This is a genomic window from Idiomarina zobellii (assembly GCF_900100855.1).
Classification (GTDB): domain Bacteria; phylum Pseudomonadota; class Gammaproteobacteria; order Enterobacterales; family Alteromonadaceae; genus Idiomarina; species Idiomarina zobellii.
The window spans coordinates 202330-222781 of sequence record NZ_FNCB01000003.1 but is presented as its reverse complement, the minus strand read 5'-3'; the positions used below and the strand labels follow the sequence as shown (position 1 = coordinate 222781).

The 20452-nt window shown below is 48.6% G+C and carries 27 protein-coding genes; 17 read left to right on the top strand and 10 right to left on the bottom strand.

Going from position 1 to position 20452, the window contains the following annotated elements:
- Positions 1–31: 31 nt before the first annotated feature.
- The gene (ltaE, locus tag BLT32_RS05175; protein WP_053953258.1) at positions 32–1006 is read right to left on the bottom strand and encodes a low-specificity L-threonine aldolase; all 975 of its coding nucleotides are present in this window, start codon (positions 1004–1006) and stop codon (positions 32–34) included.
- 180 nt (positions 1007–1186) lie between these two features.
- On the opposite strand from ltaE, the gene BLT32_RS05170 reads away from it, so the two are divergent.
- The 5 genes from BLT32_RS05170 to BLT32_RS05150 all read left to right on the top strand — a co-directional run bounded on the left by BLT32_RS05170 (position 1187) and on the right by BLT32_RS05150 (position 4867).
- Positions 1187–2152, top strand: a complete 966-nt coding sequence (locus tag BLT32_RS05170) for a cysteine synthase A (RefSeq protein WP_053953220.1) — start codon at positions 1187–1189, stop codon at positions 2150–2152.
- Positions 2153–2181: 29 nt separating this feature from the next.
- On the top strand, positions 2182–3354 hold the full coding sequence (locus BLT32_RS05165; RefSeq protein ID WP_053953219.1) for a cystathionine gamma-synthase: 1173 nt from the start codon (positions 2182–2184) through the stop codon (positions 3352–3354).
- Positions 3355–3553: 199 nt separating this feature from the next.
- Entirely contained in the window at positions 3554–3772 is a 219-nt protein-coding gene (locus BLT32_RS05160) for a hypothetical protein (RefSeq protein WP_053953218.1), read from the top strand.
- Positions 3773–3793: 21 nt separating this feature from the next.
- Positions 3794–4225: a VOC family protein gene (locus BLT32_RS05155; RefSeq protein WP_053953217.1), complete on the top strand. Its 432-nt coding sequence runs from the start codon at positions 3794–3796 to the stop codon at positions 4223–4225.
- A gap of 33 nt (positions 4226–4258) precedes the next feature.
- On the top strand, positions 4259–4867 hold the full coding sequence (locus BLT32_RS05150; RefSeq protein ID WP_053953216.1) for a YjaG family protein: 609 nt from the start codon (positions 4259–4261) through the stop codon (positions 4865–4867).
- On the opposite strand, the gene BLT32_RS05145 is transcribed toward BLT32_RS05150, so the two are convergent.
- Positions 4833–5117, bottom strand: coding sequence for a hypothetical protein (locus BLT32_RS05145; protein ID WP_053953215.1), 285 nt, complete (start codon positions 5115–5117; stop codon positions 4833–4835). The genes BLT32_RS05150 and BLT32_RS05145 overlap by 35 nt on opposite strands.
- Positions 5114–5710 carry a 16S rRNA (guanine(966)-N(2))-methyltransferase RsmD gene (gene rsmD, locus BLT32_RS05140; RefSeq protein WP_200906799.1) on the bottom strand — a complete coding sequence of 199 codons (597 nt, stop codon included), beginning with the start codon at positions 5708–5710 and terminating at the stop codon, positions 5114–5116. Before rsmD ends, BLT32_RS05145 begins: the two co-directional genes overlap by 4 nt.
- 101 nt (positions 5711–5811) lie before the next feature.
- On the opposite strand from rsmD, the gene ftsY reads away from it, so the two are divergent.
- The 5 genes from ftsY to BLT32_RS05115 all read left to right on the top strand — a co-directional run bounded on the left by ftsY (position 5812) and on the right by BLT32_RS05115 (position 9923).
- Complete coding sequence (ftsY, locus tag BLT32_RS05135) at positions 5812–6996, top strand: signal recognition particle-docking protein FtsY (RefSeq protein WP_053953213.1); 1185 nt, start codon at positions 5812–5814, stop codon at positions 6994–6996.
- A gap of 1 nt (position 6997) precedes the next feature.
- Positions 6998–7675, top strand: a complete 678-nt coding sequence (gene ftsE, locus BLT32_RS05130; RefSeq protein WP_053953212.1) for a cell division ATP-binding protein FtsE — start codon at positions 6998–7000, stop codon at positions 7673–7675.
- Positions 7672–8661 carry a permease-like cell division protein FtsX gene (ftsX, locus tag BLT32_RS05125; RefSeq protein ID WP_053953211.1) on the top strand — a complete coding sequence of 330 codons (990 nt, stop codon included), beginning with the start codon at positions 7672–7674 and terminating at the stop codon, positions 8659–8661. Before ftsE ends, ftsX begins: the two co-directional genes overlap by 4 nt.
- Before the next feature lie 143 nt (positions 8662–8804).
- On the top strand, positions 8805–9665 hold the full coding sequence (gene rpoH / locus BLT32_RS05120) for an RNA polymerase sigma factor RpoH (RefSeq protein ID WP_053953210.1): 861 nt from the start codon (positions 8805–8807) through the stop codon (positions 9663–9665).
- Entirely contained in the window at positions 9666–9923 is a 258-nt protein-coding gene (locus BLT32_RS05115) for a YkgJ family cysteine cluster protein (RefSeq protein ID WP_074668899.1), read from the top strand.
- Here BLT32_RS05115 and BLT32_RS05110 read toward each other — a convergent pair.
- From BLT32_RS05110 to gpmI, 3 genes are read right to left on the bottom strand one after another with little or no spacing between them, the layout of a single operon-like run.
- The gene (locus BLT32_RS05110) at positions 9880–10635 is read right to left on the bottom strand and encodes a divergent polysaccharide deacetylase family protein (protein WP_053953209.1); all 756 of its coding nucleotides are present in this window, start codon (positions 10633–10635) and stop codon (positions 9880–9882) included. The two genes, BLT32_RS05115 and BLT32_RS05110, sit on opposite strands and share 44 nt — an antisense overlap.
- Positions 10635–11783: a murein hydrolase activator EnvC family protein gene (locus BLT32_RS05105; protein ID WP_053953208.1), complete on the bottom strand. Its 1149-nt coding sequence runs from the start codon at positions 11781–11783 to the stop codon at positions 10635–10637. The genes BLT32_RS05110 and BLT32_RS05105 overlap by 1 nt, the downstream gene beginning before the upstream one ends.
- Positions 11780–13315 carry a 2,3-bisphosphoglycerate-independent phosphoglycerate mutase gene (gene gpmI, locus BLT32_RS05100; protein ID WP_053953207.1) on the bottom strand — a complete coding sequence of 512 codons (1536 nt, stop codon included), beginning with the start codon at positions 13313–13315 and terminating at the stop codon, positions 11780–11782. Before gpmI ends, BLT32_RS05105 begins: the two co-directional genes overlap by 4 nt.
- 164 nt (positions 13316–13479) lie before the next feature.
- On the opposite strand from gpmI, the gene BLT32_RS05095 reads away from it, so the two are divergent.
- Genes BLT32_RS05095 through gpsA form a run of 3 tightly spaced genes read left to right on the top strand, consistent with a single transcriptional unit; the run spans position 13480 to position 15468 of the window.
- Positions 13480–13908, top strand: a complete 429-nt coding sequence (locus BLT32_RS05095) for a rhodanese-like domain-containing protein (RefSeq protein ID WP_053953206.1) — start codon at positions 13480–13482, stop codon at positions 13906–13908.
- A gap of 42 nt (positions 13909–13950) precedes the next feature.
- The gene (gene secB, locus BLT32_RS05090; protein WP_053953205.1) at positions 13951–14454 is read left to right on the top strand and encodes a protein-export chaperone SecB; all 504 of its coding nucleotides are present in this window, start codon (positions 13951–13953) and stop codon (positions 14452–14454) included.
- 12 nt (positions 14455–14466) lie between these two features.
- The gene (gene gpsA / locus BLT32_RS05085) at positions 14467–15468 is read left to right on the top strand and encodes an NAD(P)H-dependent glycerol-3-phosphate dehydrogenase (RefSeq protein WP_053953204.1); all 1002 of its coding nucleotides are present in this window, start codon (positions 14467–14469) and stop codon (positions 15466–15468) included.
- A gap of 27 nt (positions 15469–15495) precedes the next feature.
- Here the strand turns inward: gpsA and slmA are convergent, their stop codons facing one another.
- From slmA to coaBC, 3 genes are read right to left on the bottom strand one after another with little or no spacing between them, the layout of a single operon-like run.
- Positions 15496–16086 carry a nucleoid occlusion factor SlmA gene (slmA, locus tag BLT32_RS05080; protein ID WP_053953203.1) on the bottom strand — a complete coding sequence of 197 codons (591 nt, stop codon included), beginning with the start codon at positions 16084–16086 and terminating at the stop codon, positions 15496–15498.
- Between the two features lie 28 nt (positions 16087–16114).
- Positions 16115–16570 carry a dUTP diphosphatase gene (gene dut / locus BLT32_RS05075; protein WP_053953202.1) on the bottom strand — a complete coding sequence of 152 codons (456 nt, stop codon included), beginning with the start codon at positions 16568–16570 and terminating at the stop codon, positions 16115–16117.
- A gap of 11 nt (positions 16571–16581) precedes the next feature.
- Positions 16582–17820 (bottom strand): bifunctional phosphopantothenoylcysteine decarboxylase/phosphopantothenate--cysteine ligase CoaBC, encoded by a 1239-nt coding sequence (gene coaBC, locus BLT32_RS05070; RefSeq protein WP_053953201.1) that lies wholly within the window; start codon positions 17818–17820, stop codon positions 16582–16584.
- Between the two features lie 100 nt (positions 17821–17920).
- Here coaBC and radC point away from each other — a divergent pair, with 100 nt between their 5' ends.
- The 3 genes from radC to rpmG all read left to right on the top strand — a co-directional run bounded on the left by radC (position 17921) and on the right by rpmG (position 19181).
- Complete coding sequence (gene radC / locus BLT32_RS05065; protein ID WP_053953200.1) at positions 17921–18595, top strand: RadC family protein; 675 nt, start codon at positions 17921–17923, stop codon at positions 18593–18595.
- A 181-nt stretch (positions 18596–18776) separates the two neighbouring features.
- A complete protein-coding gene (gene rpmB, locus BLT32_RS05060) occupies positions 18777–19013 on the top strand; it encodes a 50S ribosomal protein L28 (RefSeq protein ID WP_053953199.1) in 237 nt (78 codons plus the stop codon).
- A 12-nt stretch (positions 19014–19025) separates the two neighbouring features.
- The gene (gene rpmG / locus BLT32_RS05055) at positions 19026–19181 is read left to right on the top strand and encodes a 50S ribosomal protein L33 (RefSeq protein WP_008489399.1); all 156 of its coding nucleotides are present in this window, start codon (positions 19026–19028) and stop codon (positions 19179–19181) included.
- Positions 19182–19246: 65 nt separating this feature from the next.
- On the opposite strand, the gene BLT32_RS05050 is transcribed toward rpmG, so the two are convergent.
- Positions 19247–19864, bottom strand: coding sequence for a 2OG-Fe(II) oxygenase (locus BLT32_RS05050; RefSeq protein ID WP_053953198.1), 618 nt, complete (start codon positions 19862–19864; stop codon positions 19247–19249).
- A 93-nt stretch (positions 19865–19957) separates the two neighbouring features.
- Between BLT32_RS05050 and BLT32_RS05045 the strand changes: the two genes are divergently transcribed.
- Positions 19958–20452 (top strand): hypothetical protein, encoded by a 495-nt coding sequence (locus tag BLT32_RS05045; protein WP_053953197.1) that lies wholly within the window; start codon positions 19958–19960, stop codon positions 20450–20452.

The following is a 20452-nucleotide window of genomic DNA, read 5'->3' as shown; positions in this document are numbered from 1 at the left end:
AATTAGCTTAGCAAATAGCAGCGTGCTTGACCTAATTGTTTGCGTAAAATTTTTGCAAATGTGTCACGAATTTTTCTAGTTCGGCGCGTTCGACATCCATATGTGTTACTAATCGCAGCGTCTTGCCGGCCGGCACAATGATATTTTCTGCGGCCATATAGCGTTGTAATGAAGCGCCGACTTCTGCAGAGGGCAAATCAAGATAAACCATGTTGGTTTGCACCGGCCGCACCGAAAAGTCGTGAGCCTGGCCAATTTCCGCGAGAGCTGCCGCAAGCCAGGCAGCATTATCATGGTCGACCTTAATACGTTCAATGTGATTATCCAGCGCATGGTCAATAGCAGCTGCGATAACGCCCGCCTGACGCATACCTCCGCCCAACATTTTGCGCCAGCGTCTTGCCTTTGCTATCAATGCGTTCGATCCGACCAGTAGCGACCCAACTGGTGCACCAAGACCTTTAGAACAACAGATTGAGACACTATCGAATGGCGCAGCAAGTTCACTAAAGCTACGATCGGACGCTACCACTGCGTTAACCAAGCGAGCGCCGTCTAAGTGCATCGACAAGCCATGTTGATCAGCGATGCGGCGCGCCTTATTCAAGTAGTCCTGGTCGATGACCTGACCGGCATGGGTATTCTCAAATGCCAATAACCGCGTGATTGGAAAGTGCGGGTCGTCGGGTTTGATGCGACTAACTAATAAGTCTAGATCCAGCGTTCCCGTTGCCTGTACTTCGAGTGGTTGCGGCACGATACCGCCGACAACGGCAGCGCCGCCGCCCTCATAGCGATAAGTATGGTACTCCTGACCAACAATATATTCTTCGCCGTTACGGCAGTGTGCCAGCAAACCACATAAGTTACTTTGTGTTCCCGAGGCGCAGAGTAACGCGGATTCTTTGCCCAGCATTTCAGCAACCCGTTGTTCGAGTGCATTGATAGACGGATCTTCTCCATAGACATCGTCACCAACCGGGGCATTGGCCATAGCCTCCCGCATTGCGGATGTCGGCTGGGTTACGGTATCACTGCGTAAATCGAGGCGCTTCACTCTGTCTCTCCATTAGTCTATTCGTTATAACCTCAAGCAAAGCATTCTAAGCCTGTGGTTGTTATGCAAGCCAAGTATAGGGATAATGAGTACAATTCAAACAGACACTTAATAAAAAAGCGACCGCATATGAAAGTTTTCGATAACGTTTTGGAAATGATTGGCAACACGCCACTAGTGCGTGTGAATAATTTAGACACCGGCCCGTGTGAGTTGTATTTAAAATTAGAGCTACAAAACCCGGGTGGCTCGATAAAAGATCGTATCGCGGTGGAGATGATTAACGCTGCTGAGCGCGACGGTAAATTAAAAGCCGGCGATACCATCATCGAAGCGACGGCTGGCAATACCGGACTTGGGTTGGCGCTGGTAGCGGCCAGCAAAGGTTATCCGTTAAAAATTGTGATGCCCGACAAAATGAGCCAGGAGAAAGTCAACAATCTGCGCGCGATGGGCGCCGAAGTCGTGCAAACGCGCTCTGACGTGCAAAAAGGCCACCCAGAATATTATCAGGACATGGCAGCGCGCATGGCGGAAGAAAACGGTTACTACTATGTGAACCAGTTTGAGAACCCGGCAAACGTTGATGCTCACTATAAAACCACCGGTCCTGAAATTTGGCAGCAAATGGATGGCAAGTTAGACGCCTTTGTTTGTGGTGTCGGCTCGGGCGGCACGTTGACTGGCATTGGCCGTTATTTGCGTGAGCAGAACAGTGACGTGGATCTGGTACTGGCTGACCCGGAAGGCTCTATTCTGGAGCCGCTTGTGAACCGCAACGAAGAAGTGGAAGCAGGAAGTTGGCTGGCAGAAGGCATCGGTGAAGACTTTGTACCGAAAATCTGTGACATCAAATTGGCGAACACGGCATTTGCTATATCGGACAAAGAGGGTCTGACAACCGCACGTAAATTACTGGAAAAAGAAGGTGTTATGGTGGGCTCTTCAAGTGGCTACTTAATTGCCGCGGCGCTGCGCTATTGCCAACAACAAACCGAACCTAAACGCGTTGTAACGCTAGCTTGCGATACGGGTAACCGTTACTTGTCCAAGCTGTTCAACGACGACTGGATGCGTTCTCAAAACTTGCTGTAACCCTTGCTGTAAATTAAGGAACCTGAATCATGGCAAATGAAAAAACAATGAAATTCGCGACGCGCGCCATTCATGGTGGGCAGTCTCCTGAGCCGGTAACAGGCGCGGTTATGCCGCCAATTTTTACCAGCTCAACTTACGCACAGGAAAGCCCGGGTCAGCATAAAGGTTTTGAATATTCGCGTTCACATAACCCAACGCGTTTTGCCTGGGAGCGTTCTGTTGCCTCTTTGGAAGGTGGCAAGCAAGGTCTGGCTTTTGCCTCAGGTATGGCAGCAACCTCGACTATTCTTGAGCTGCTGGACAGTGGCGACCACGTGGTTGCAATGGACGACTTGTACGGCGGCAGCTTCCGTTTATTCGATAAAGTGCGCGGACGCTCTGCTGGTCTGAAGTTCTCTTATGTCGACTTAGCCGACTTAAGCGCAGTGGAAGCCAGCATTCAGGACAACACCCGCATGATTTGGGTGGAAACGCCAAGCAACCCCATGCTGAAGTTGGTCGATATTGAAGCCATTGTGAAGCTGGCTAAGAAAAAGAATCCGGATATTATTGTGGTGGTGGATAACACCTTCGCGACTCCGTTTAACCAGCGTCCGCTGGAAATGGGCGCAGATATGGTGATGCACTCGGCTACCAAATACCTTAACGGTCACTCTGATATGGTCGGCGGTATCGCGGTTGTTGGCGACAATGACGACCTGGTTGAGCGCATGCTGTTCTTACAGAACTCTGCAGGTGCTATTGCCGGTCCGTTTGACTCGTACTTAGCGTTGCGAGGCGTGAAAACACTGGCCTTGCGTATGCGTCACCACAACGAAGCGGCAATGGAACTGGCCAAGTGGCTTGAGCAACACCCGAAAGTGGAAAAAGTCATTTATCCGGGACTGGAGAGCCACCCGCAGCATGAGCTGGCTAAAAAGCAAATGCAGGGTTTTGGCGGCATGATTTCTATTTTGCTGAAAGGCGATTTAGAATCTGCGCGCAAATTCCTGGAGTCGGTAGAAGTGTTCGCATTAGCGGAAAGCTTAGGCGGTGTCGAGTCGTTAATTGAGCACCCGGCTATTATGACGCATGCGTCAGTGCCGAAAGAAAACCGCGAGAAGTTAGGCATTTTAGATAACTTTGTTCGCGTATCAGTTGGTATTGAAGATCTGGATGATCTGAAAGCCGATTTAGACAAGGCGCTCAACGCATTTTAATCGCCACCAACGATTAAAAGTATAACGTTTAATAAATAAAACCGGCTATCGAGCCGGTTTTTTGCTTTTTAATTCAACAATTTATACAAAATTTTACACTTTCGTCATAATTCAGTAGAGTTATCTCAGCCGGAAAAACGTCGGCAATAAATAAGAAAAACGCAAAAAGCGTTACATACATAACGAGAAGGAAAGACTTATGCTATTGAGCCTAATGGTACTCCAGGGACTCGTAGCCGCATTGTTGTTTTACGTATTAGTGGGCCAACACCAGAAGAAGCCTTTGTGGAATTTACTTGCCGTGCTTACCGCCGGTTTCATTCCACCATTAAATTGGGCGCTACTGGTATTGTCGATTGGTGTCAGAATGTGGCGCCGGTCTCCCGATACAGTTGCGGCGGCAAAACTCAGTCACTAACCGGTAAGGCAAGTTAGCAGTATGTCAGACACTACCAACGTACGACCTTTTCATTTAGCCATTCCTGTTAGTTCGTTGGACAATGCCCGAGAGTTTTACGGCGATGTGCTTGGGCTTCCACAGGGCCGCAGCAGCGACGACTGGATAGACTGGAACTTCTTCGGTCACCAATTTGTCACTCACGTAGCACCCGACGTTGCAGGCATGAAAAACCACAGCGGCGTTGACGGTCATTCAGTTCCCGTTCCTCACTTTGGCGTGGTACTATTGCGCAACGACTGGGAAGCATTGGCTGAGCGAGTTAAAGCTGCGGGTATCGAGTTTGTTATCGAACCTTATATTCGTTTTAAAGGTAAACCCGGCGAGCAGGGTACTATGTTCTTCTACGATTACTGCGGTAATGCGCTGGAGTTCAAAACCTTTAATGACGACAGCCAAATCTTCGCAACCTAAACGCTTCAGCGACCGCACTTTCGGAGTTTCAACGTGAGTCAACTTAATACGTTCCAACGTATTCGCGAGCTGCCTCGTGATCAGCAAATTGTTCTGGCGCTTTATTTGTGCGAGCGCATGGTGCCCAACTATGACTTTTTCCACCACCTCACAGGCTTTGGTGACAGTAAACCGCTGCACGGCTCGCTCAATGCGTGCTGGGACTGGGTAGTAAACCCGAAGAAAACCAAAGTGAACTTTGCTCGTTGGCAGGAAAAGGTCGACGAACAAACCCCGAGTGAGCATGGGCATGACATGTTGGGCGTGTACCCAGCGATGGACGCCTGCACGGCAATAAGTACCTTACTCCAGGGCCTACTGGACGATAACGCAGCCAATTTGCTGGACGTTGCAAAAATATCCCAGGCGAGTGTGGCGAAATTTATCGAGCTGAACGACGCTGAAGATATTGGTACTGAGCATTTAAAAGAGCACGTCGATAACCACGAGCTGATGGAGTACGAAATTGCCATTCAGCAGGCCATGCTCAATTTTCTGGAGCAACAGCCTGCAGTAAATAGCGCGCTAGTGAAACAACTAAAAATGATGCTCAGTGACGAGGGGGTGTCTAACCTTGGTCTTGCTTTGGACGCTGAAGAATAGACAACCAGGCGAAAATACCAAACGCAAGAATTTGCCAACTGTCGCCTTTTTTCCACGGTAAATGCTGCTTCATAGTGCCAACGAATACGCCCAGAAGCAGCAAGTGCATAATCACCAGAACCGCCAGCAATACACTTAAAAGCCCTATGGACTGACTACTCAGCTCACCAGTAGCACCGCCTAAAATAGCAAACAAACCTAGCCAAATTACGGCAAACACAACTTTGCCGGCAATAATGATAACTTTCATGCGATGTCCTTTGTCAGTAAACGAAAACACACTTGCCCATGTGTCTTCTCTTTTAAAAGCTGCCAACCTGCGGGCAATTCCAATTCATAGTCTTTTTCGGTTTCCAAATAAACCTGATTGTCGGGCGCCAACCATGAATGCTCATTGAGCAGAGTTATAGCTGACGTAGCGAGCCCCTGACGAAATGGTGGATCAATAAACACAATATCATAGCGGCTGTCGCTGGGCTTTTTCAGCCAATCGAGAGCATTCGCAGTAACGACTTCCATACCCTTAGCGTGCAACAGTGACGTATTGTCTTGTAATTGTTTGCTGACTTTATTCTCAGACTCGATAAGCGTAACCTGGGTTGCCCCCCGTGACGCTGCTTCAAACCCTAAGCTGCCACTGCCAGCAAATAAATCCAATACCTTAGTGTCGACAATATCCCACTGCAGCCAGTTAAACAGGGTTTCACGCACACGGTCCGTGGTTGGCCTTAGTCCGGGACTGTCGGCTATGGGCAAGCGTCGGCCGCGCCATTGTCCGCCGATAATGCGGTAGTCGCCGGTTGTTTGAAAGGGGCGGGTCTTTCCTGCACGCTTTCTGGCCACAATGAGTTCCTTTATTCAGACCGTCGTCAGTTTCTAAACAGCATGGTAAACTAAAGCCATAAGTTTAACGATTCCTGCGTGTCAGTTCCAAGGAAACCTATATGTCGATGTTTTCGCTGTTTAAAAAGAAGCGTGATAAAAAAGAGTCTGAAGAAGATAAGGTAAAAGATGAAGCCGTTGTTGACGAGCAAGAGTCGTCTGACGGTGAGCAGCAGGCCGAACCGGAAGCGTCCGATGAAGCGCAGCAAACAGAGGTAGAGCCTGAGAAAGAGCCAGCAAAAGCCGAGACTCCGAAAGCAGAACCCGTCGACACAAAAACTCAGGAAAAAGGTGAGAAGAAAGGCTTTTGGGCGCGCTTAACGCAAGGGCTGCGTAAGACATCTGGCTCTATTGGTTCTGGCCTTATCGGCGTATTCCGCGGTAAGAAAATCGATGATGATTTGTTTGAAGAGCTGGAAACTCAGCTGCTGATGGCTGACTTAGGTGTCGCGACCACGACAAAAATTATCGACAACCTGACACAGCAAGCCGATCGCAAGCAACTGAAAGACGCTGAAGCACTTTACGAATTGCTGCAAGAACAACTAGCTGACATTTTAAAGCCGGTCGACAGACCACTAGAAATTCCGAAATCTGACTCGCCATACGTCATTCTTATGACGGGCGTAAACGGCGTGGGTAAAACCACCACCATTGGTAAGTTAGCAAAACAATTCAAAGCCGAAGGTAAGTCAGTCATGCTGGCAGCCGGCGATACTTTCCGTGCGGCCGCTGTCGAGCAACTAGAAGTGTGGGGAGAGCGTAATAACATCCCCGTTATTGCTCAGCATACCGGTGCCGACAGCGCCTCTGTTTTGTATGACGCTTTAGAAGCCGCGAAAGCTCGGGGCACCGACGTGCTTATTGCAGATACGGCAGGGCGTTTGCAGAACAAAGCGAACTTAATGGAAGAGCTCAAAAAGTTAGTTCGTGTGATGAAAAAGCTCGACCCGGAAGCGCCGCATGAGGTTATGCTGACACTGGACGCAGGCACGGGACAAAACGCCATTAGCCAGGCTAAGTTGTTTACCGAAGCGGTAGGAGTGTCCGGCATTGTCATGACCAAACTCGACGGTACCGCCAAAGGTGGTGTTATATTTGCCGTTGCTGATCAGTTTGCCATTCCAATTCGCTATATTGGTGTCGGCGAAAGTTTGGAAGATTTACGCCCATTTGTAGCGAAGGACTTTATTGCGGCGTTATTTGACCGTAATGTAGAAGCATCAGAAACCACAACGGCGAACTAACATGATCCGCTTTGAGCAAGTCAGTAAAACGTATCCGGGAGGTCATCAGGCACTGAGCCATGTCGACTTCCACGTAAAGCCCGGAGAAATGGCTTTTTTAACCGGTCACTCGGGGGCGGGGAAAAGTACGTTACTGAAGCTCATTAGTTTGATGGAACGGCCGACAGCGGGTCGCGTACTTATTAACGGGCATGACTTACGAAAAATTAAGCCGTCACAGGTGCCTTATGTGCGCCGGGACATTGGCATGATTTTTCAGGACCATCGTCTGCTAATGGACAAAACGGTTTTCGATAATGTTGCCTTACCGCTTATTATTGAAGGCTATAGCGTTCAGGAAGCGCGCAAGCGGGTACTGGCAGCACTGGAAAAAGTTGGCTTAGCCGACAAAGTGAAGCATTACCCACAAATGCTGTCCGGCGGTGAACAGCAACGCGTTGGAATTGCCCGCGCCATTGTCACGAAACCGCCATTGCTACTTGCCGATGAGCCCACCGGTAACCTCGACCCTAAGCTGTCGATGGAAATTATCCGTTTGTTTGAGGAATTCAATAAAGTGGGTGTTGCGGTGCTTATTGCAACACATGACTTAGGCCTCATTGCGCGACTGCGCTACAGAACGTTGACATTGAAAGACGGACGCATGATAAACGACGGTTTGGAGGATAACGAGCTATGAGTTTGTTATTTCGCAACCGCAGCGTCGAAAAAGGAGCGAGTAATCGCGGACGTTTACCCTGGTGGCGGCGCGCCATTATGGTACCGGTACATCATGCTCAACAAGCAGTTGCCAGCCTCGGTGAGCTGTGGCGTAACCCTTTCGCGTCGTTAATGACCATGGCCGTGTTGGGCCTAAGCTTAACGCTGCCGTCGTCGCTGTATGTGTTGGTCAAAAACACCAGTAGTATTACCGACAGTTGGCAGCAGGCGTCCGAAATTACGCTGTTTTTGAAGAAAGACCTAAAAACCTCGGAAATTGAAACCTTCAAAACTCAGACGAGCCTGTCTGATAAAGTTGAATCGGTACGCTGGGTACCCAAAGACGAAGGGCTGGAGCAGTTTAAAGAGCAGTCCGGCTTTGGCGAAACGCTCGATTATCTGTCGAATAACCCGTTGCCCGATGTGTTGGTCGTGATACCGGCCGAAAACTACCGAGCTGCTGAGCAGGCCGAGGCGTTATTGCTGGAATTCCAGAATAAGCGTGAAGTAGAGCATGCCAAACTGGATATTGAATGGCTCAACCGGTTGCAGGCAATACTCGACTTAATTGAAGACACCTTAGGTGCGTTAGCCTTAGTGCTGTGTTTATCAGTCGTTCTGATAGTTGGTAACACCATTCGTTTGAACATACTCTCGAAGCGCGATGAAATTGTCATTATGAAATTGGTGGGTGCCACTAATGCGTTTATTCAACGTCCATTTTTGTATACCGGTGCCTGGTACGGGTTTATAGGTGGTATTTTCGCCTGGGTAGTGACGCTTTTATTGATCTGGTGGATTGAAAGCGCCGTATTAACTGTCACAAACTTATACGATAGTCAGTTTCAGTTAGACGGTCTGACATTCGGCGAATTAATCGCCATTTGGGTTATTGCAATTGGGTTGGGTCTGACAGGTTCTTACTTAGCTGTAAGACGTCATATACAAAGTATCGAACCAGAATAAATTAGAGTTGCGAAAGCCATAGTCTTAGTTATACTAATTTGTCCGATCGCCAATGATCTGAACGGAACTTTTAGACCTAAAAACGGTCTTAGACACTGACGGTTAAGCGGTATTTTGTCGGTATTTTTACTAGAGGTTGTTAAATGAGCACTGAATTAAGCACCATGGCATTATCGGTTCCCCAAGGGGGAGGACTCGACGGTTATATTCAGTCAGTCAACCGTATTCCTATGCTAAGCGCTGAAAAAGAGAAAGACTTAGCAACTCGACTGTATGAAGAAAGTGACTTAGATGCAGCGCGTGAGCTTATCATGTCTCACCTGCGCTTTGTTGTGCATGTCGCCCGCAGCTATTCTGGATATGGTCTGCCACAAGCCGACTTAATTCAGGAAGGTAACATTGGCTTAATGAAAGCTGTGAAGCGCTTCAACCCGTCTGTTGGTGTTCGTCTGGTCTCTTTTGCCGTTCACTGGATTAAAGCAGAAATTCATGAATATGTACTGCGTAACTGGCGTGTTGTAAAAGTTGCGACCACCAAAGCGCAGCGTAAATTATTCTTCAACCTGCGCAAAATGAAAAAGCGTTTAGGTTGGTTCAGCCAGAAAGAAGTTGAAACTGTTGCTGAAGAGTTGGGCGTGAGCACCAAAGAAGTGCTGGAAATGGAAGCGCGTATGAGCGCCCACGACCAGGCTTTCGAGCTAAGCTCAGATGACGACGACTCAAAAGAAGGCAGCACTTATTCTCCGGCCATGTATCTGGAAGATAAGCGCTCGGACTTGGCCGCTGAAGTTGAGGCCGAAGACTACGAGTCTCATAATCAACAGAAACTGCTGACAGCAATGAGTGAGCTTGACGAACGTAGTCAGGACATTGTGCAGTCACGCTGGCTGTCTGAAGATAAAACCACATTACATGACCTTGCCGCGAAGTATGAAGTCTCTGCCGAGCGTGTTCGCCAGTTAGAGCAGAACGCCATGAAGAAACTTCGCGTCGCTATGAGCTAAATGCAGTGCCGCGTTGGTTGCGGCGCTTGCTGCATAGCTCCTTCCATTAGTTCTCCTATCCCCGGTATGCCAAATGGCAAACCTGCCGGGGTTCGTTGTGTTCAACTCGATGACAATAATTTGTGCCGGCTATTTGGCAAACCAGAGCGTCCAGATGTCTGTGAAGCTTTTACGGCGGACTACGATATTTGCAAAGATACCCGCGAAGAAGCGCTTATTTTGCTGACGTCACTGGAAGAAGCGACATCGAACGATTAGGTGCAACAGTAAGCTCGGACGCAAAGACTAACTCTATGCCTTGCTCCTCTAACTGGGGTAAATGCTGCTTCAGGAAATCTAACGTTTCTGGGTAAGGGTGCCCAATACCAACGGCAGAGCCGTGCTTCCTGGCATGCCGTAACAAAGTTTTGAATTGTTGGGCGAGATAAGCTTTGTCGGTTTCGTTATCAAGAAATACATGGCGTCGACTCGACTTAACACCGACCGATTTGGCGGTGTCTTCTGCCACACTAAACTCTGAGGTGCGGCTGTCCAAAAAGAACAGCTGTCGAGAGGACAGGGTTTCCATTACTGCGTGCATGGGTACGGGTAACTGTGTTAGCTTGCTGCCCATGTGGTTATTTACACCTGCAACGTACGGAATAGACTCCAGGGCATCGGTTAATTGCAGTTTTATCTGTTGTGCGCTCATAGTTGAGGTAATTTCACCCGGCCCGGACCAGATGTTGTCGACCGCTTCCATTGGCATGTGCAGTAAAATTTGTTTTTGCTGATGGTGCGCCCGCAGCGCAAATGAACGGGCGTAAGGCGTATAAGGTAGTACGGCAAAGGACACCTTACCCGGCAGCAACGCTGCATCCAGGTGGCTTCGGTGATTCCCGATATCGTCAATGACAATGGCAATTTTTGCGGCCTGTGCGCTGCTGCAAGTCAGAAGTGCCAGTGCGATTATCACATGAAAGAGCTTCATTAACGTATCCAGTGACTTGGGTTCTGCGGTTTGCCCTGATGACGAATTTCAAAGTACAGAGACGCTTTGTCGCGAGAGCCGGATTGACCCATAAGTGCTATCTCTTCGTCTTTTTTGACTTTCTCACCAACGGTTCTAAGCAATGCCTGGTTATGTCCGTATAAGCTCATGTAGTTTTCACCATGGTCGACTACAATGACTAAACCAAAACCGCGCAACCAGTCCGCATAAACAATGCGGCCATCGGCAATAGAGCGTACTTCCTGTCCGTTATTGCCTTCTATCAATACGCCTTTCCATTCAACCGGGCCTTCGCGGCGCTGGCCAAAAACGCGACGGACTGTGCCGTCACTGGGCCATTTTAACTGTGACTTGATGGGCTTTAAACCGACTAAGCGAACATCGCCCTGACGCTTAAGAGCCGCCTCAATAGCGGCCAGAACCTGTTCTAACTGAGCGCGGCTTTGCTCTAGCTGCTTTATTTTAGCTTTGTCACTACGCTGCTCGGCTTGCAGTTTTGCTAAGGTTTCTTCCTGTTCTCGTTGCTGACTCTCCAGCTGTTGCTGTTGCTCTGCCTGCTGTTCACGAAGTGAGACAACGTCAGCTTTTTTATCCGTCAGTTCTGCTGTTAATTGTTCAATATCGGCTTGAGTCTGCTTAATTTGCTCAATTTCTTCGACGCGAGCGTCATTCATGTACTGATAATAAGTGAGTAACCGCTCTAGCTTTGCGGGACTGCCCTGGTTAAGCAGCATTTTCAGGAAGTCGTTATCGCCATTAACGTAGGCAGAAACAATTTGCTCTTCAAGCAGGGCGAGTTGTTTTTGCTGCTCTGCCTGTAAGCGTTCCAGTTCTTGTTGTGCTTTTTCAATTTCTGAATTAATACCACGAAGTTCTGTTGAGGTCTTTTGAATAGCACCCGCAATTTCAGCGGTTTTCAGCTCTAACCGCCGCAACTCGCTTTCAATATCAGACAGTTCTTCGTCACGGCTCTCAATGGCCTGCAGATGTTTATTTAACTCCGCATTTAACGCTTCAATTTCGGCCTGCGTAGCGGCTTTGTCCTCTTCACTATAAGACTGTGCAAACGCCTGACCAGAAAAGCTGAGCCAGGCGAGTGCCAGAATTAAAGCAAAGGTTTTTATCATGACTGTTTCAGCGTCATTAAGGTTTGCCCGGTCATTTCGTCAGGCTGCTCCATACCCATTAAGTGAAGAATGGTTGGTGCCACATCTGACAAGCGGCCATCGCGTGCCTGTGCGTCACGGCCCACATAAATGAAAGGAACCAGCTCATTGGTGTGCGCAGTATGCGCCTGACCAGTTTCAGCGTCACTCATTTGTTCCGCATTGCCGTGGTCTGCGGTAATCAAACACTCTCCACCAACCGCCTCCAGTGCTGAAACAACACGACCAACGCTGTGATCAACTGCTTCACAGGCTTTTACTGCCGCATCGAAGTCGCCGGTATGCCCTACCATATCACCGTTCGGGTAGTTACAAATGATGACATCAAAGGCTTGCGACTCAATGGCGCCTACCAATTCATCGGTGAGTTGCTCAGAGTTCATTTCTGGCTGTAAGTCGTAGGTTTTGACCTTAGGTGATGGAATTAAAACACGCTTTTCACCTTCAAACTCTTCTTCACGACCACCGCTAAAGAAGAAGGTCACGTGTGCGTATTTTTCAGTTTCTGAAATGCGTAACTGGGTTTTGCCATGTTTTTCCAACCATTCGCCCAGTACGTTATTGAGTTGCTCAGGCGGGAATGCACAGGAGGTTTTCAGGGTATCTGCATATTCGGTCAGCATGACAAAGTCTGAGGTCTTTGCACGAGGTCCGCGTTCGAAGCCGTCAAACTCTTCGTTAATAAAGGCTTGGGTCATTTCGCGAGCGCGGTCAGCACGGAAGTTCATAAAGAAAATAGCGTCGCCGTCTTTCACGGGCGCAGGTGCACCAATAATGACAGGCTTCACAAACTCGTCAGTTTCACCGCGCTCGTAGGCGTCTTCTAACGCATCGGTTGCGTTCGGGCTGGTTACGCCAGATACGCCGTGATAAATCGCTTTGTAAGATTCTTCAATACGCTCCCAGCGCTTGTCTCTGTCCATTGCGTAAAACCGGCCACTAAGCGTTGCAAAACGGCCTTTACCTAAACGTGCAAACAGCGCTTCAAAGCGTTCTATTGACGCTTTTGCCGACTTCGGTGGCGTGTCGCGACCGTCTAAAAACGCATGTACGTAAACCTCAGAAGCACCTTGCTCGACTGCCATCTCTACCATCGCAATTAAGTGGTCTTCGTGGCTGTGTACGCCGCCCGGAGACAGCAGCCCCATAACGTGCACAGCGCCGGATGCGTCTTTTGCTTTTGCTAAAGCGTCACACAGCACTGGGTTTTTAAAGAAACTGCGATCAGAAATTGCCTGACTAATGCGCGTCAAATCCTGATAGACGATACGGCCTGCACCTAAATTAACGTGACCGACTTCTGAGTTGCCCATTTGTCCGTCAGGAAGTCCCACTGCGCCGCCCGAGCCATCGACTAAGCAATGTGGATATTGCTCCCAAAGACGGTCCATCACAGGTGTTTGAGCATTTGAAATGGCATTGTCCGGTGCGTCTTCTCGGTATCCCCAACCGTCAAGAATCAATAGAACCAAAGGTTTAATCGTACGACTCATAAAGGGCCTCTTCGTTTAGCTTTTGCAATGCATTGTTGAGAATTATTCTACTTTATTTCTGGCGCATCCGCATCCATTCAAGATTTTACTGGCAACTGAAATTTGTACAGGTATACTCTTTGCCCGCGAGATTTTTCTGAAACCCTCTGGTAGTGGTAGCTTATATGCAAGAACTGTTAGATTTCATTAGCCGAAACCCCATGATGAGTGGCCTGTGGGTGGTGTTATTGGTTGCGCTTATTATTACTTATGTGCGTTCTGCAATGTCACCTATTAAGAGCCTACAGCCGCAAGAGGCAACGGTTTGGGTTAACCGTGGCGATGGCATTTTTGTTGACATTCGTAACCAGGATGAATTCAAAAAAGGCCACATTCACGGCTCAAAGCACTTAAGCATGGACAAAATTAAGCAAAAAAGCTTAACGTCTATTGAAAAGTTCAAAGACGCCCCCATTGTGTTAGTCTGTGCAACAGGAATGACGGCAAAAGCAGCCGCATCTCAGTTAACCGCTGAGGGCTTTAAGCAAGTGGCGGTATTACAAGGTGGCATGAACACCTGGCGTAATGAAAAGCTGCCGGTTTCGCAGAAATAATAACAACGAATTGAAAACTCATAGTGAATAGGAAGTAAAATCATGGCTGAAGAACAGCAAGCAAACGGCGCAGCAGCCGAAAACCAACAGCAGCAAGCACAATTTGCTATCCAGCGTATCTATGCAAAAGACATTTCTTTTGAAACGCCAAATTCTCCTAGCGTATTCCGCAAAGAGTGGAAGCCAGACCTTAAACTGGATTTGAACGTTAAGCACGAGAAAATCGAAGACGGCGTTTACGAAGTGGTACTGACGTTAACAGCAACAAACAAAGTTGAAGACGACGTCGCTTTCCTTTGTGAAGTGCATCAAGCAGGTATCTTCTCAATTGGTGAAGAAGTTCAGGAAGGCCAACTGGCACACATGCTGGGCTCTTTCTGCCCGAACATCTTGTTCCCTTATGCACGTGAGTGCGTAGCGAGCTTGGTAAACCGTGCAACTTTCCCTCAGTTGAACTTAGCACCAGTTAACTTTGACGCTATCTTTGCACGTCACATGCAGCAGCAAGCAGAGCAAGCTCAGGGTCAACAGACTGCTGACGCCTAAGCGAACGCTATAATGCAAACACCACAGGTGACGATATTAGGGGCGGGCTCTTACGGGACCGCCCTTGCTATTTGTTTTGCGCGAAAAGGCATCCCGACAATGTTGTGGGGACGGGACTCTGAGAAAGTTGCGTTAATGACGTCGGCTAGAGAAAACGCCGCGTATTTACCCGGCTGTCCATTTCCTGAGTCTCTGCAAGTAACCGATGACCTTGAGCTCGCGCTGAAAGACGTCGACAACGTGGTCGTTGTGGTGCCCAGTCATTCATTTTCCAGCATGTTAAAGCAGGCGAAGCCTTTGCTGAAAGAGAATGCCCGCGTTGCCTGGGCAACCAAAGGGCTGGAGCCCGATACAGGCCGACTTCTGTATGAAGTTGCCGAAGAGATTCTGGCTGACAAGCATCCGCTGGCGGTATTGTCAGGGCCCACGTTTGCTATTGAAATGGCGAAAGGTCTACCTACCGCTATCTCTATGTCATCGACCGACCAAACCTTTGTCGATGAACTGTCTGACATGCTGCATTGCGACCGCTCCTTCCGTGTTTACACCAACAATGACTTTATTGGTGTTCAGTTAGGCGGGGTGGTAAAAAACGTGATAGCTATTGGCGCCGGTATGGCCGACGGCATAGGCTTTGGCGCGAATGCACGTACCGCCCTAATTACCCGCGGTTTAGCTGAGTTAACTCGACTGGGTCTGAAGCTAGGGGCAAAAAGCGACACCTTTACCGGTATGGCAGGTCTTGGTGACCTCATTTTAACTTGTACTGACAACCAGTCGCGCAATCGCCGTTTTGGTTTGGCTTTGGGTGAAGGTAAGTCGGTTGAGCAAGCGTTAAAGGATATTGGTCAGTCTGTAGAAGGGTATCGTAACACCAAAGAAGTGGTTGCACTGGCGTCCCGAAATGGTGTGGAAATGCCCATTGCTGAGCAAATTTATGCTGTTCTTTATGAAGGTAAAGAGCCGCAGCAAGCAGCTATCGACTTATTAAGCAGGGAGCGTAAAACGGAATAACCGTTCTACGCCCCAGGCTTAATTAACTTAAGCACCTGCTAATTGCTGTTCCATGACCTGCCATTGCGCCGCCAGGTGCTCAGTAGGTAAGCGTTTAAAGTTAGAGCGAACAAACTGACTGATTTTACCGTCGGCATAACTTAGCAGCATATTTGCCAGAACGGCCTCATCGACAATAAACTTCTGCTGTTCCCGCATCGCTTTTTCACGCAGAACCTGCTTAATTGAGCTTTCAATACGATTAAACAAGTCTTCCATGCGACTGCGCAGGCGGTCATGTTCACCCATGAGTGCGTCGCCCGTCATAACTCGGGTAATGCCCGGGTTGCGTTCAGCGAAAGTCAGCAGTAGCTGTAAAATCATGTAGCAACGAGACAGCGTATTTTTTTCTTCATTCATAATGAGGTTTATACGCGTCAGCAGGGTGTCTTCCACAAACTCAATAAGGCCTTCAAACATTCGCGCCTTAGAAGGGAAGTGACGATACAAAGCGGCTTCGGAAACGCCGAGGTTAGCCGCCAACTTAGCGGTGGTAATACGCTGACCCGGGCTGGTTTCCAGCATTGCGGCCAAAGCCTGAAGTATTTCTTCGCGACGGTTGCGTTTTTGTTCTGCCATGAGTGGTTATTTCCTTATGTATGGACAGTTAAGAACGACCAGAGTGACCGAAACCACCTTCGCCACGGTCTGATTCTTCGAATTCGTCGACAATGTTCATGCTGGCTTGTACCACTGGCAGAATCACCAACTGGGCAATGCGGTCGCCCGGTTCCATGGTGTATGCCTTATTGCTGCGGTTCCAGCAGGATACTTTCAGCTCACCCTGATAGTCAGAATCGATAAGACCCACCAGGTTACCCAAGACCAAACCATGTTTATGACCGAGGCCTGAGCGCGGCAGAATAGTAGCGGCATAGCCCGGGTCACCAATGTACATAGCAATGCCGGTGCCAATGAGTTGGGTTTCGCCTGGCTCTATGGTCAGTGGCTCGTCTAAACAAGCACGCAAATCCATGCCGGCAGAGCCGCTGGTTTCATATTTAGGAAGAGGGATAGACTGACCGATACGTTCGTCGAGAATTTTAACGTCCACTTGCGTCATGAGTTGTTCACTTAGCTCCTGTTGGATGTATCAAAATAGCGCTTTGCAATAGCATCGATAATGGCAACAGCCATATCATGCTTGCTCATGGTTGGAAGTGACTGCTCACTGTCCTTGCTTAATATCAACGCACTGTTCTGGTCACTATTGAACCCCTGATGAGGCTCACTGACGTCATTGGCGATGATCATTTGCAGTTGCTTACGCTGTAATTTGCTTAAGGCATTTTCTTTTAAGTTCTGGGTTTCGGCAGCAAAGCCCACGGTAAAAGGGGCGTTGGCAGACTGTGCCACCGTTTTTAAAATATCAGGGTTTTGCACCAGTGACAGTTTGGGTGGTTCACTGTTTTGTTCTTTCTTAATTTTGTGTTCGGCGATGTCTTCTACGCGATAGTCGGAGACCGCGGCGCAGCCTATAAAAACATCGCAGTCTGTAAGCTGTTGTTGTACTGCTGTCAGCATTTGCTCAGCGGTTTCAACATCAATACGTTGCACGCCTTTCGGTGTGGCAAGCTGGGTGGGTCCGGACACCAATACAACCTTTGCCCCGGCATTCGCAGCTGCCTGAGCTAACGCGTAGCCCATTTTCCCTGAGCTGTGGTTACTGATATAACGCACGGGGTCGATAGCTTCGCGCGTTGGGCCTGCGGTAATGACAAAGGTTTTACCCTGCCAGGTACAGGAAGCTGTAGAACCGTTGTCTGGCAACTTTTCGTTGAGTAGCGCTTTAACAATATCGGTGGGGTCGGTCATGCGACCATAGCCAATGTCGCCACAGGCTTGTTCACCGCTCTCAGGGCCGATAAAGGCAATACCGCGTTCGTGTAAAATGGAGACATTATTCTGCACTGCAGTTGCCGCCCACATTTGTTGGTTCATTGCTGGCGCAACGCAAACAGGTGCTTTACTGGCTAACACCAGCGTACTGAGCAGGTCGTCGGCAAAACCGTGGGTAATGCGGGCCAGAGTATTCGCCGTGGCCGGGGCTATAAGAATAAGGTCGGCCCATCGTGCCAGTTCAATATGGCCCATAGCGGCTTCTGCTGTGGGATCAAGCAAGTCATCGCTGACCGTAAAACCAGACACTGCTTGTAAGCTAAGTGGGGTTACAAAGGCTTTGGCACTCTCGGTCATGACACAGCGCACTACTGCACCTTGTTCACGCAATCGGCGCACCAGGTCAGGTGTTTTATAGGCTGCAATGCCGCCGGTAATACCCAAAAGAATGTTTTTGTTCTGCAGTTGTGTCATGCGAACCCCTCAATGTTAACTCATGTAAAGATAACACGAGACCCGGAAACACGGTAGATGCTCGTTATACTTATCCGCTGTTCAAACGAAGGAGAGAATAATGAGAGTCAAGGAGTGGCCAGTTGCTGAGCGTCCGCGCGAAAAATTGCAGTTACAGGGAGCGCAGTTTCTCAGTGACGCAGAATTACTAGCGGTATTACTGGGCAGTGGCCGACAAGGGCAGGATGTAGTGACTTTTGCGCGCAAGTTGCTGCACCATTTTAATGGCATTGGACCCTTACTCGTTGCCAGTCGGGAACAGCTGCTTGAATGTGATGGTATTGGACCAGCGCGAGTGAATCAATTGCAGGTCGTTATGGAATTGTCCCGGCGATATTTAAAATGGCAACTGGAGCGCACCGACGGCTTTACAGAACCAAGCCTGGTCAAAGATTTTTTGACGTCGAAGTTAAGGCACCAGTGCCGTGAACTGTTCGTGATACTGCTACTTGATAGCCAACACCGGCTACTGCGTTATGAAGAACTATTTCAGGGGACTATTAACGCGGCGCCAGTGTACCCTCGGGAAGTGATTAAGCTGGTTATGAAGCACAATGCAGCGGCGGTTATCTTAGCGCATAATCATCCGTCGGGCGTGGCAGAGCCAAGCCAGGCGGACCAACGAGTGACCGAACGGGTGAAAAAAGCCCTGAATTTAATTGATGTTTCTTTGCTCGATCATTTCGTTATTGGGGCTGGCGCACCCATTTCCTTTGCCGAGCGTGGATTGTTGTAGTTTTATACTGGCAGTTTGGTGAAAAATCACGTAAAATCCGCCCGAACGATCGTTAAGGATCATATTTCCGTCGTATTAGCTTGATTAGAAGGGCAGTTTGCTGTATAAAATGCGCCCTCGGATTTATAGGCAAGGTCACGTTGGGCGACAGGCGAGCTTGCAGCAATTTTGGAGTAAAGACATGTCACAAGTATGCCAAGTTACAGGTAAGCGTCCGGTAGTCGGTAACAACCGCTCGCACGCACGCAATGCGACTAAACGTCGCTTTTTGCCGAACCTTCAATCGCACCGCTTTTGGGTAGAAAGCGAGAAGCGTTGGGTTAAGCTGCGCATTTCTACTAAAGGTATGCGTATCATCGATAAAAACGGTATCGACTCGGTATTAGCGGATCTCCGCGGCCGTGGTATCAAGGTGTAAGGAAAAGATATTATGCGCGATAAGATTCGTTTGGTGTCGTCTGCGGGTACTGGTTACTTCTACACGACAGACAAAAATAAACGCACTATGCCAGAAAAAATGGAAATCAAAAAGTACGACCCAGTGGTTCGTAAACACGTGATTTTCAAAGAAGCTAAAATCAAGTAATTGGTTTTATCGCTTACAAAAAACCCAGCTTCGGCTGGGTTTTTTATTGCCTGTTACTCAGCTAGTTAACGCGGTGGGTCAATAATACCGGAAACACTGGCATTAATACGGAACCAGCCGGTGACACTAAACCGGTCGCGTTTTGATGGCAGTACTTCATGCACAAATCGGTCACTTAAAAACACGACTAAGCGGCCTTGTTGGGGTAATACAGTCTCTAACACTTCGCCTTTTGCGCCGTATATAACGAGTTGTCCGCCATCTTCTTCCCGCCATTCCGGGTTTAAATAAAATACCGTGGTTAGCACTCGGTTACTGCGTCCTTTAAATGCGTCTAAATGTTTTTTATAAAACGCGCCGTTTGGGTAGTGCGCCAGGTGGCATTCGTAATCGAACAAACCCATAAACAGCGACCGGTTAAATTCAACACGCAGCTCTTCCATAATAGCGAGATAGTCAGCGTGTTCAGGCTGGTCCGGGGTTAGCCAGTAAATACGGTCGTTACGAACCATAGTGTTTATGGTTTGTGACTGCTGTCGGCCTATGCCAGCCATATTCCAGTATTGTGCGGGCAGTTGCTGAGAGTAGTCATACAAAGCTTGTGACTGCTGCTTTGGCAGGAAATTATCGACAATGCAGTATCCGTTGTCGGCAACACGGTCGATGATAGTAGGTAGCAGCATAGTAGTAAGACCATATTCATTTTTTGTCGCGCGAAATATAGGGTATTCTTAACACAGCGACAAGCAAAAAATAACACAGCTGGGTGCCCTTTTATGAAGGTAAATGAGAAACGCAAACTCTTTGGCGTGACAATGACAAAACGTGCCTGGAACAATGTTCTGGTGTACGTCATTCTAATTATTATGTTTGTGTTCTGGTACGTAGCGCCGCCATTGAAAGAAACGAATGAAGCAGCGCCTGAGTCTGCGGAGCAAATGGGGTTGATTCCTGACAACGGCTCTTTATCTGCCATAGAAATGCCCGATTTAACTCTACAACTGGCAAACAGCGAATGGCAGTGTGCAAACGACTGTCGCCTGACAAATCAGCAAATCAGTGGAGTGGTCAATAACTGGTTGTCGATAAAGATGACACCGGTTGATGTGCAGGCTACCGATAAAATTACCGATGTTTTACTGTCGTTTAATGACGGTAATACCGCCCGGGTAGAGTTGTATGCGTCGCCGTATTTAATTCTACGGTTACCGAACCAGCAGCAGAATTTTAAAATTGAGAATTTACACGTAAGTCAGTTATTAGGACGTTAG